This window comes from Lactovum miscens (assembly GCF_014202895.1).
Classification (GTDB): domain Bacteria; phylum Bacillota; class Bacilli; order Lactobacillales; family Streptococcaceae; genus Lactovum; species Lactovum miscens.
Window position 1 is genome coordinate 1 of sequence record NZ_JACHHV010000038.1, and the last position, 11,657, is coordinate 11,657.

7 protein-coding genes are annotated in these 11,657 nt (G+C 38.1%); all 7 read left to right on the forward strand.

What is annotated here, in order from left to right; translation table 11 throughout:
* Window positions 1-191 precede the first annotated feature (191 nt).
* The 7 genes from uppS (at window position 192) to HNQ37_RS07710 (ending at window position 11,484) form a co-directional block, all read left to right on the forward strand.
* A complete protein-coding gene (gene uppS, locus HNQ37_RS07680; RefSeq protein ID WP_281374970.1) occupies window positions 192-908 on the forward strand; it encodes an undecaprenyl pyrophosphate synthase in 717 nt (238 codons plus the stop codon).
* A 51-nt stretch (window positions 909-959) separates the two neighbouring features.
* Window positions 960-1,754 carry a phosphatidate cytidylyltransferase gene (locus HNQ37_RS07685; RefSeq protein WP_183540962.1) on the forward strand — a complete coding sequence of 265 codons (795 nt, stop codon included), beginning with the start codon at window positions 960-962 and terminating at the stop codon, window positions 1,752-1,754.
* A 92-nt stretch (window positions 1,755-1,846) separates the two neighbouring features.
* Window positions 1,847-3,103 (forward strand): RIP metalloprotease RseP, encoded by a 1,257-nt coding sequence (rseP, locus tag HNQ37_RS07690; RefSeq protein WP_183540965.1) that lies wholly within the window; start codon window positions 1,847-1,849, stop codon window positions 3,101-3,103.
* A 100-nt stretch (window positions 3,104-3,203) separates the two neighbouring features.
* The gene (locus HNQ37_RS07695; RefSeq protein ID WP_183540973.1) at window positions 3,204-5,057 is read left to right on the forward strand and encodes a proline--tRNA ligase; all 1,854 of its coding nucleotides are present in this window, start codon (window positions 3,204-3,206) and stop codon (window positions 5,055-5,057) included.
* A 445-nt stretch (window positions 5,058-5,502) separates the two neighbouring features.
* Window positions 5,503-6,141 (forward strand): ABC transporter ATP-binding protein, encoded by a 639-nt coding sequence (locus tag HNQ37_RS07700; RefSeq protein WP_183540976.1) that lies wholly within the window; start codon window positions 5,503-5,505, stop codon window positions 6,139-6,141.
* Window positions 6,134-6,898 carry an ABC transporter permease gene (locus tag HNQ37_RS07705; RefSeq protein ID WP_183540968.1) on the forward strand — a complete coding sequence of 255 codons (765 nt, stop codon included), beginning with the start codon at window positions 6,134-6,136 and terminating at the stop codon, window positions 6,896-6,898. Before HNQ37_RS07700 ends, HNQ37_RS07705 begins: the two co-directional genes overlap by 8 nt.
* Before the next feature lie 113 nt (window positions 6,899-7,011).
* A complete protein-coding gene (locus HNQ37_RS07710; protein WP_183540971.1) occupies window positions 7,012-11,484 on the forward strand; it encodes a PolC-type DNA polymerase III in 4,473 nt (1,490 codons plus the stop codon).
* Window positions 11,485-11,657 lie beyond the last annotated feature (173 nt).

The window sequence follows — 11,657 nt, forward strand, 5'->3', positions numbered from 1 at the left end:
CCTTTTCTACTTGTCTTCTTTCAAATTCAAGTATAAGAAATTCAGGTGTTTTTTTCTTGCTTCAGGTGGCTAAACTAATTTTACAATTTGCCATAAAATCAATTTGATAAGAAGTCCGGAACCATTATTTCAAGTTGGGACGTTCTTTTTACTGAAAAAAAGTAGATAAATTATGCTAAAATATGGGATACATGACTAAGGAAGTAAAGATTCCAGCACACATTGGCATCATCATGGATGGTAATGGTCGCTGGGCAAAAAAAAAGGGAAAGCCCCGTATTTTTGGACATAAGGCAGGTATGGATGCGATTGAAAGAACAGCCATCTATGCACAAAAATTGGGTGTTAAACTTTTAACGGTTTATGCATTTTCGACTGAAAATTGGTCTCGTCCGATGGATGAGGTCAAGTTTATCATGAGTCTTCCAATTGATTTTTATAGCCAGTTTGTTCCTGTTTTAAATCGAGAAAATATCCAGATTAGCATGATCGGTGAGCGGGACTCTGTACCTAAAGCGACCTTAAAAGCAATTGATAAAGCGAGTGAAGACACAGCTAACAACACGGGAATGATTTTAAATTTTGCTATGAATTATGGTGGTAGAGCTGAAATTATCAAAGCAGTTAAGAATATCATTACGAGCCGTGTGAATCCTGATGACGTGAATGAAGCTTTAATTGCGGAAAATCTTTCAACAGCAATTTTCCCAACTGAGTTACGGGATCCAGAATTAATTATTCGTACATCCGGTGAATTGCGTTTATCAAACTTCTTGACTTGGCAATCTGCTTACTCTGAGCTTTTATTTACAGATACTTTATGGCCAGATTTTGATGAAGCCGAACTAGACAAAGCAATTACCGAATATTCAGGGCGTGACCGTCGTTTTGGTGGCCTTAAGTCCTAAAGTTGCCCACTTTTGTGGCCAGATAAAAAATCGGAGGATTTTATACAAATTATGAAACAACGAATTATTACTGGGGTTGTAGCAGGGGCAATTTTTATCGCTTTTTTAGTGCTTGGTGGTTATTTCTTTCAGCTTTTTGTAGGTTTGCTCACTTTTGTGGCCATGTCCGAAATGTTCAAAATGAAAGGAACTAAGTTCCTAACTTTTGAAGGAATCCTTTCAGCAATTGCAGCTATGGTCTTATCTATGCCATTTGTATCTAATCTTTTGAATATGGGATCGAATGGACCTTTTATGCTATTTGCTTTTTTCATCTTTGCAATGCTTGCCGCGACCGTATTCTCAAAAGATGGCTACAATATTGAAAACATCGCTTTCCCCTTTTTGTCTGCTTTCTACATTGGAATAGGCTTTCAATCCTTGTCATTTGCTCGTAGTGCTGATACCATCACAGTTCTCTTTGCAGTATTCATAGTCTGGGCCGGTGACACAGGGGCCTATTTCGTTGGTCGTTCTTTTGGGAAACACAAATTGCTTCCAGCAGTTTCCCCTCATAAAACGATTGAGGGTTCAATTGGGGGAGTTGCTTCAGCGGTATTGGTCTCAGCAATTATGCTTTTTTTCTTTAGAAGTAGCTTACCAAGTTTACCGATTTGGGAACTTTTGCTTTTATCGGCACTCTTCTCTTGCGTAGCACAACTTGGAGATTTAGTTGAGTCTAGCATTAAGCGCCATTTCGCTGTTAAAGATTCAGGAAAAATTTTGCCAGGACATGGTGGAATTCTTGACCGATTTGACTCAATGATTTTTGTCCTACCTCTTATGCACTTACTTGGTCTATTATAAATATAGAATAGAAACACTCTGAAATGGTAAACTAAATCGGTTTACCATTTGGTCTATAAGCAATCCTTTTAAAAAGCAGAACAAGGAGTCTAATGCAACAGTTAATCATAAACATTATTGTGTTCATCATCATTTTTGGTGTCATAGTAGCAATTCACGAGTATGGTCATCTCTTTTGGGCGAAACGAGCCGGAATTTTGGTCCGCGAGTACGCTATCGGGATGGGACCAAAAATCTTTGCTCACCGAGCAAAAGATGGTACTCTTTATACAATTCGAATCTTACCAGTTGGTGGATATGTCCGCATGGCAGGATGGGGCGATGATACAACTGAAATCAAGAAAGGAACACCAGCTTCACTTGTAGTAGAAGATGAATTGGTTCAACGGGTCAACCTTTCCGGAAAAATTGAACTTGAAAATGCGCTTCCTATTTTTGTTACAGAGTATGATTTTGACAAAGAATTAACTATTTCTGGCGAGTCAAGTGGAGTAAGCAAAACTTTTAAACTGTCACATGATGCTACGATAATTGAAGAAGATGGTACTGAACTCCGTATTGCACCTATTGATGTGCAATACCAATCAGCTAGTATCCTTGGAAAAATTCTAACAAACTTTGGTGGACCATTAAATAATTTTATTCTTGGCCTTATTGCTTTTATCGTTCTTGTTTTTCTACAAGGAGGTGTGCCTTCTAATTCAACTATTGTTGGTACTACACCAAAGGACATGCCAGCTTATCAAGCTGGACTTCGTCAGGGAGACAAGATTTTAGACGTTAATGGAAAAAATGTAGGTAACTGGACTGAATTAGTCACTGAAATTTCAACAGTTAAGGCTGATGAAATTGATCTTCGTTTTCAACGTGGAAATCAAACAAAGGTTCTAGAAATTGTTCCGGAAATGAAAAATGGTTCAATGATAATAGGAATCACTGAGAGCCTGAATACAGGTATTCTTGATAAAATAGTAGGTGGATTCACTCAAACATGGTCGGCAATGACGTTGATAGGCCGAGCCTTAGGAAATTTGATTACTCATCCGAGCCTTAATAAACTTGGTGGACCTGTTGCAATTTTCCAACAAACTGGTCAAGCGGCTCAAGCTGGCTTAGCAGGTGTAATTAGTTTTCTAGCCCTTTTGTCAATCAATCTTGGAATTGTCAATTTAATTCCAATTCCTGCGCTTGATGGTGGAAAGATTTTAATTAATTTAATTGAAGCCATTCGCCGGAAGCCTCTTAAACCAGAGCATGAGCAGTTTGTGACTCTGGTCGGGGTAATCTTTATGATTGCGCTTATGTTGGCGGTCACTTGGAATGACATTATGCGCTTCTTTACTCGTTAAGTAAAAGTTATTGCCACTCTACCCATAGAATTAAACTTATAAAAGAAAGGCGACGCAGTAATTAGGCAAGAATTCACTTGTGTCTGCGCGAATGCTATTTATGAAACAATCTCAACTCTTTATTCCTACTCTCCGTGAAATGCCATCTGATGCACAAGTTATCAGTCATGCTCTTTTGGTTCGTGCAGGCTATGTTCGTCAAGTTTCAGCGGGCATCTATGCTTATTTGCCTTTAGCTAATCGTATTCTCGAAAAACTTAAAACGATTATGCGTGAAGAGCTTGATAAAATTGGTGCTGCCGAGTTTCTAGCACCGGCTTTACTCTCAGCTGACTTATGGCGTGAATCTGGTCGTTACAATACTTATGGCGAGGATCTTTATAAACTGAAAAATCGTGATGGATCTGACTTTATCCTTGGTCCGACGCATGAGGAAACTGTTACTGCTCTTGTGCGTAATGAAATTACTTCCTACAAAAAACTTCCAATGAGCATCTATCAAATTCAATCCAAATATCGTGATGAGAAGCGTCCTCGTTATGGCTTATTGCGTGGCCGCGAGTTCATTATGAAAGATGCATACAGCTTTCATGCTACCCAAGAGTCTTTAGATGAAACCTATCTGGATTACAAGCATGCTTATGAGGCTATTTTTGAGCGTGCTGGGCTCGACTTTAAGCCTATTATTGCTGATGCAGGCGCCATGGGGGGCAAAGATTCTCAAGAATTTATGGCCATCACGTTGGATCGTAGTGATTTAAATCACTGGTTGATTCTTGATAAATCAATCCAATCCATTGATGAAATTCCAACAACTGTTTTAAAGGATATTAAAGTTGAACTTAGCAAGTGGTTGATTGCTGGAGAGGATACAGTTGTTTACTCTGATTCGGGAGATTACTCTGCTAATCTTGAGATGGCATCAAGTCTTTACCAAGAAGTAGTAAATGAAGTTGAATTTGCTGAGCTTAAAAAGGTTTTGACCCCCGACGCAAAAACAATAAGAGAAATTTCACATTTCCTTAAAGTTCCAGTTGGACAGACCATCAAATCATTGGTTTATAATGCTGATGGACAACTTGTTCTCGTCCTTTTACATGGTGGCGATGAACTTAATGAAGTGAAATTGAAGAACTATCTTGGAGTTGATGTTCTTGAAGCTGCAAGTGAAGAAGAAGTTTTTGAAAAATTTTCTGCACACTTTGGCTCACTTGGACCAGTTGGCCTATCTGAAGAGATTCGAATTTTGGCTGATCGTGAAGTCGCTGATATCAAGAATGCTGTAGTTGGGGCAAATGAAGATGGCTTCCATTATCTAAATGTTAATCTTGATCGTGACTTTAAGGTGACAGAGTTTGCAGACTTACGTACGGTTAAGGAAGGTGAGATTTCACCAGATGGGAAAGGAACTCTTAAGTTCTCTCGTGGAATTGAAATTGGACACATTTTCAAGCTTGGTACACGTTACACGGAGTCAATGGGAGCAAATGTGCTTGATCCTAATGGTAAGGCGATTCCAATCATTATGGGGTGCTACGGAATTGGCGTCAGCCGGTTACTCTCAGCTGTATTAGAACAATACGCCCGTATTACCGTTGAAAAAACTTTCAAAGGCGATTATAAGTTTGCTTGGTCAATAAATCTTCCTGCGAGCTTGGCGCCCTACGATGTGCATCTTGTTCCCATCGCCGTCAAAGATGAAACAACTATGGCATTAACTGCTGATCTTCAAAAAGTTCTTGAAGCTAAAGGCTATTCGGTCCTTATTGATGATCGTGACGAACGTGCGGGCGTTAAGTTTGCCGATAGTGATCTGATTGGTTTACCAGTTCGAGTTACGATCGGGAAAAAAGCTCCTGAAGGAATTGTTGAACTTAAGATTCGTAAAACTGGTGAAGTCATTGAAGTTAGCCAGAGTGAATTAGTCAATACAATCGATAGTTTAAATAAATAAATATTTATTTTTCGAAACTTTAATGCGAAGTAAACTCTTAAATCACCATGTATGGGTGATTTTTTTATCACAGATATGACTATAAGAAGGATAGAAAGTGTTATCGTAGCTTTTATTTCTTTTTATGGAATTATTATCAAACATAATAAAAATTTAATATTATTGTCAACTGTTCCAATTATACTTCAGATTTTTTAATCTATTTTTGAATGGTCTGAAATTAATAATTCGCTTTTGTTTCAAAAAATATATTCGGAACGATTATTTTCTAGAATGAGCAAAAAATAGACTTAGAAACAGGGGAAAAAAGGAGCTAAAATACTAAAAAACGTGCTTTCTATCCCAAAATAGGCATTAGGGAATATCTCTTAATGCCTATCTTTGCTATAAAAAACTATAATGTAATAGTCAGTTAATACTTTTAAATATGAAAGAAAATAAAGTTATGAAAATTTTTGAAATAAAAAATCTTTCTCTCACAGATGGAGAGAAAGAAATTCTTAATAATGTTTCTCTTGAGATTGAAGAAGGAAGCCACTTGACGATCACTGGCCCTTCTGGTGGAGGAAAATCGACACTTCTCAAGGCAATAGCGAGCCTGGTTGACTATAATTCGGGTGAATTACTTTATAAAGGGAAATCTCTAAAGGAGATTGACCCAATATTGTATCGTCGTGAAGTCTCCTACTGCTTTCAACAGCCTGTTTTATTTGGAGAAACTGTAAAGGATTGTTTGACTTTTCCTTTTGAAATTCGAAAGCTTTCATTTGATGAAAACAAGGTGATTTCTCTTCTTTCAGAAGTTAATCTGTCTTCAGAATTTTTGAGTCAAGAAATTGCTAAGCTTTCAGGCGGTGAAAAACAACGTGTGGCTTTAGTGAGAAATATGATTTTTGCGCCAAAAGTTATCTTGCTTGATGAAGTAACTGCTGGACTTGATAGTGAAAATAAGGAAATTGTTCGCCAATTTGTTAAGAAGCAAATGGCTACCGTTATTGAGGTAACACATGATAATGAGGAACTTGAAGAGGCTCAGAAATTAGTTAGAATTGAGGATGGAGGTTTGATAAGTAACAATGAATAATTCAGTTAATATAAGCAATCTATCTCTAATTTTTGCATTAGCGCTGGTTGTAGTAGCAATGCTCATCTCTCAGCGCCAAAAGCTGGGACTGTCAAAAGATATCCTTTATGCGGTAATAAGGACTGTAATCCAACTCGTGATTGTCGGCTTTGTCTTAAAATATGTTTTTCAAGTTAATAATGGTGTATTGACCCTGGTTATGAGCCTCTTCATCGTTTACAATGCTTCAAGGCAGGCTTATAAACGTAATCCAAGCCAAAATAAAAATTTTTTGCATTCTTTCTTAGCAATTTTGACTTCAACTGGTATCACTCTTGGCATCTTGGTTGCATCTGGAGCCATTAAATTTGTTCCTAGCCAAATTGTACCAATTACCGGTATGATTGCATCTAATTCAATGGTGGCAATCGGACTTTGTTACAAGCAAATGAATACACAATTCATTGATCAACGTCAACAAGTATTGGAAAAGTTGGCTTTGGGCGCTCCAGTGAGGCTAGCTTCTCTGTCAATTTTGCGTCATTCAATTAAAATGGCTATGCAGCCAACAATTGACTCAGCTAAAACTGTTGGTCTAGTTAGTCTTCCAGGTATGATGTCTGGTCTGATATTTGCAGGGGTAGATCCTGTTTTTGCAATTAAATACCAGATTATGGTTATGTTCATGCTCCTTTCAGCGACTTCTTTAGGGTCAGTTATTGCTGGGAGCTTTGCTTATCGAAATTATTTCAGTTCAAGAGGAATATTGGAGCTTTGAGCAAATAGATTTTTGAATTTGAGGCTTTTAATAGCGCTTTAAGAATAACACTAATTCAAGTAATTATGGGAAAGCTACAAGAAAAATTATTAGAAATAAGTTATAATTATTTTATGGAAAATCTTTTTAAAAATTTAGCCGAGCAAATCCATCTTCCATCGGAAATTAAGGGTTCGCCGGCTTTTATTAACGCAGAAATTGATAAAGTTGAAGTGCACACAGAAAGCCGCTTATGGCATTTTTTCTTTACCTTTGATAGACTGCTTCCTGCAAAAGATTTTAAGCTTTTGGTTGAGTTGACCAAAGTAGCTTTTAAGAATATTGCTGACACACGTATTACAGTAAGAGTGCGTGAATTTACTTTTGATGATGCCCTTTTGAATGACTATTATCAATTAGTCTTTGACTATCCAGAGTGCAGTACTCCCTCTTTTACGAGTATTTTTAAAAAATTTGAATTAAAAAAAGCCAATGATTCTTCAGCCAAGATATTTGTGACCGGTCTTCCACAAATTTATCGATTAGCTAGTGAACATTTACCAATAATTAATGAGCTTTTCGAAGATTTTGGATTTCTTGGTTTTGTGATATCTGTTGAAGTTGATCAAATTGCAACGGAAGAAAGTCTAGTGGCTCATGAGAAAGCTGTGCAAAAGCAATTGGAAGACATCTCCCTCCTTTCCCTTGATGCTTCAATTCCAGATGAAACTCTAGATTCTAGATCGGATTTTGCACCAGTTATTAATCAAATTGTTGAAAAAAAATCTAAGGATATCGTCGAAGGCGTTCGTTTAGGAAGGGAAATTAAACCTTCTGAGCAGACAACACCAATGAATCAGGCTGAGAATCCAGAGCGTGGTATCATTTTTGAGGGCTATGTCTTTAAGGTCGAGAAGAAGGAATTTACCAACCGTACGACAAAAAAGACATCACAGATGTTAGAGCTTTATTTTTCTGATTACACAACAAGTTTTATTGCTCAGAAATGGGCTAGAGCTGGAGAACCAGAGATCTTTGATAATATCGTTGATGCCTCAAAAAAAGGGTTGTGGGTAAAAATTAAAGGGAATCTTGAGATGGATAATTTCAAGCATGAACTTGTCCTCCAGATTCAATCTCTCATGGAAATTGGAGCTAAAAATGTCCGAACGGACAAAATGCCAGATTATGAGAAGCGGGTTGAGTTCCATACTCATACGATTATGTCACAGATGGATGCTACGGTGACTGCTTCAGATTTAGTGGCTCAAGCTGGGAAATGGGGAATGAAGGCTATTGCAATAACTGACCACGCTAATGTTCAATCATATCCAGAGGCACATCGGGCAGGTAATAAAGCGGGAGTTAAAATTATATACGGTGTTGAAGCAAACTTAGTTGAGGATAAAATTCCAATCGTTTTTAATGAAGAAGACCGCGACTTGTTTGAAGAAACATATGTAATTTTTGATGTTGAAACTACCGGACTTTCGGCGGTTCATAATGATCTGATTCAAATTGCCGCCACTAAAATGCATAAGGGAAATCCGATTGCAAGTTTTAACGAGTTCATTGATCCGGGATACCCCTTAAGTGCATTCACAACAGAACTTACTCGAATTACAGATAACGATATTTTAGGCTCTAAGCCCTTGAAAAAAGTGCTCCAAGAATTTCAGGTCTTCTGCAAAGGAACCATACTAATTGCACACAATGCGACTTTCGACTATGGTTTCATGAATCTCAACTATGAAAAAAATAATCTATCGCGTATCACTGAGCCTGTGATTGACACACTTGAATTTGCTCGAAATCTTTTGCCAGACTTGAAGCGCTATGGATTGGGACAACTTACCAAGAAATTTAATATTAACCTTGGTGCTGCTCACCATCGGGCAGACTCGGATGCGGAAGCTACGGGGCGATTGTACTATGCTTTACTTGAAGAACTTAGAATCCATCATCCTGAAATTAGAAATCTATTACAATTAAATGGTGATTTTGTATCAGAGAGCTCATACAAAAAGGTCCGTCCCAAACATATGACGCTCTATGCTCAAACACAAAAAGGATTAAAAAATCTCTTCAAATTGGTGAGTTATTCTAATGTGAATTATTTTGCGGATGTTCCTCGGATTCCTCGTTCTGTATTACAAAGCAATCGTGAGGGCATTATTGTTGGTTCTGCTTGCTCAACAGGTGAAGTCTTTGATGCAGCTTTGAACAAGACACATCGAGAAATTTTAGAGATTGCCAAATTTTACGATTTTATTGAGATAATGCCACCCGCTCTATATCGGCCTTTGCTTGCAGGAGGGTCTTTTAAGAGTCAGGAGGAAGTTGAAGATACAATTAAAGAATTAATTAGTGTGGCGGATGAAATTGGAATCCCAGCGGTTGCAACCGGAGATGTGCATTACTTGGCCCCTGAAGATGAAATTTATCGTGAAATAATAGTTCGTTCACTGGTTGGTGCTGAGATTAACTGGACGCAAGGACATGGTGAGGATGCTAAGCCTCTTCCATTACCAAAGGCCCACTTCAGAACTACTGATGAAATGCTAAACGATTTTGCGTTCTTGGGTCAAGAACTAGCTAAGAAAGTTGTCGTGACAAATTCGCAGGTCTTATCAGAGTGTTTTGAAAACATAACTCCTGTTCGTGAGGACCTTTATACGCCGGTTATGACTTTCGAAGGTGGAGAAGGATCTGAAGAAAGAATTACGCGTTTGGCCTATGAGAAGGCGCATGAAATATATGGAGATCCCTTACCAGATGAAGTTGATGAACGCCTTGAGAAAGAGTTGAGGTCCATCATTGGTAATGGTTTCTCAGTTATTTATATCATTGCCCAAGAATTGGTGCATCGTTCTAATGCGCGGGGCTATTTGGTTGGATCACGAGGCTCTGTGGGAAGTTCATTGGTTGCAACTATGATTGGTATTACCGAGGTAAACCCACTACCACCACATTATATTTGTCCAAATAAAGACTGTCGTCATTTTGAAATCTTTACTGATGGAAAATACGGTTCTGGCTTTGATATGGAGGATAAGCTTTGTCCTAATTGTGGTGAAAAGTTGGTTAAGAACGGGCAAGATATTCCTTTTGAGACATTTCTTGGTTTCAAGGGCGACAAGGTTCCTGATATCGATTTGAACTTCTCAGGTGATGATCAGCCTTTTGCTCATCTAGATGTTCGAGAGATATTTGGGGATGAATATGCATTTCGTGCAGGAACTATCGGTACTGTTGCAGATAAAACAGCTTTTGGATTTGTTAAAGGTTACGAGCGCGACTATACTAATAAGGTATATAGAAATGCAGAACTCGAGCGCTTGGCGACAAGTATTACTGGGGTAAAGCGAACCACTGGTCAACATGCCGGGGGGATTATTGTTATTCCTAGTTATATGGACGTTTATGATTTTTCGCCAATCCAATTTCCAGCAGATGATATTAATGCGACATGGAAAACAACCCATTTTGATTTTCATGCAATTCATGATAATATCCTAAAACTTGACATCTTGGGCCATGATGATCCAACGATGATTCGGATGCTGCAAAATCTATCGGGCATGGATCCAATGACTATTCCTTTTGATGACAAAAAGGTGCTTGGACTCTTTACGAGTCCTGAACCGTTAGGTTTGACTAAGGAACAAGAGATGGCAGAACTTGGAACTTTCGGTATTCCAGAAATGGGAACTTTTACTTCTATGAACATGATTGCTGAAGCAAAACCAAAGACATTTGCTGATTTACTTCAGATTTCTGGACTTTCGCATGGAACCGATGTTTGGAAAGGCAATGCTCAGGATTTGATAAAGTCAGGAGTGGCTACCCTTTCTACGGTTATTGGTTGTCGTGATGATATTATGACTTATCTCATCCACAAAGGCATACCTGAAGGGATGAGCTTCCAAATCATGGAAAAAGTTCGTAAGGGTCTTTGGATGAAGCTTTCGGATCATGAACGTGAAGGTTATGTGACTGAGATGAAAGCACATGGGGTACCAAATTGGTACATCGAATCATGTTCAAAGATAAAGTACATGTTCCCCAAAGCTCACGCTACTGCCTATATTATGATGGCTTTACGCGTTGCCTGGTTCAAGGTACACCAGCCTATGAACTACTATTGTGCTTGGTTCTCAATTCGTGCCAAGAACTTTGACCTTGGTCTCATGTCAGGACCCTTGAATGTTGTCAAAGAAAAAATTAAAGATATTCGTCGTCGTGGCAATGATCGTGAAAATCCAGCTACTAATCTTGAAAAAGATTTGCTCCCTGCCCTTGAAATTTGTAATGAAATGCGTGAGCGAGGCTATGAGTTTGGAAATATTGACCTTTATCGCAGTAAAGCCAAAGACTTTGTTATTGACGGAAATGTCTTAATTCCACCTTTTGTGGTAATGGATGCACTGGGTGAAACAGCAGCTGATTCCGTGGTTGAAGCACGGGAAAAAGATGAATTCCTTAGTAAAAATGAATTGAAACAAAGAACAAAACTTTCATCAACAAACATAGATGCATTAGATGCTCTTGGGGCTCTAGAAGGTCTGCCAGAGGATAACCAATTAGATCTCTTTGCGATGTTTTGATTAAGAATTTTTTAACACTTTTATGTCGTTCCCTATATTTAATCCGGAAAATTTTTCCGGATTTTTTTAATTCTATAAATTTGGCAAATTGTAAAATTAGTTTAGCCACCTGAAGCAAGAAAAAAACACCTGAATTTCTTATACTTGAATTTGAAAGAAGACAAGTAGAAAAG

What these genes read in the sequence shown, in the direction of transcription:
- uppS (WP_281374970.1), top strand. Translation starts at nt 192, where the DNA reads ATGACTAAGGAAGTAAAGATTCCAGCACACATTGGCATCATCATGGAT.
- HNQ37_RS07685 (WP_183540962.1), top strand. Translation starts at nt 960, where the DNA reads ATGAAACAACGAATTATTACTGGGGTTGTAGCAGGGGCAATTTTTATC.
- rseP (WP_183540965.1), top strand. Translation starts at nt 1,847, where the DNA reads ATGCAACAGTTAATCATAAACATTATTGTGTTCATCATCATTTTTGGT.
- HNQ37_RS07695 (WP_183540973.1), top strand. Translation starts at nt 3,204, where the DNA reads ATGAAACAATCTCAACTCTTTATTCCTACTCTCCGTGAAATGCCATCT.
- HNQ37_RS07700 (WP_183540976.1), top strand. Translation starts at nt 5,503, where the DNA reads ATGAAAATTTTTGAAATAAAAAATCTTTCTCTCACAGATGGAGAGAAA.
- HNQ37_RS07705 (WP_183540968.1), top strand. Translation starts at nt 6,134, where the DNA reads ATGAATAATTCAGTTAATATAAGCAATCTATCTCTAATTTTTGCATTA.
- HNQ37_RS07710 (WP_183540971.1), top strand. Translation starts at nt 7,012, where the DNA reads ATGGAAAATCTTTTTAAAAATTTAGCCGAGCAAATCCATCTTCCATCG.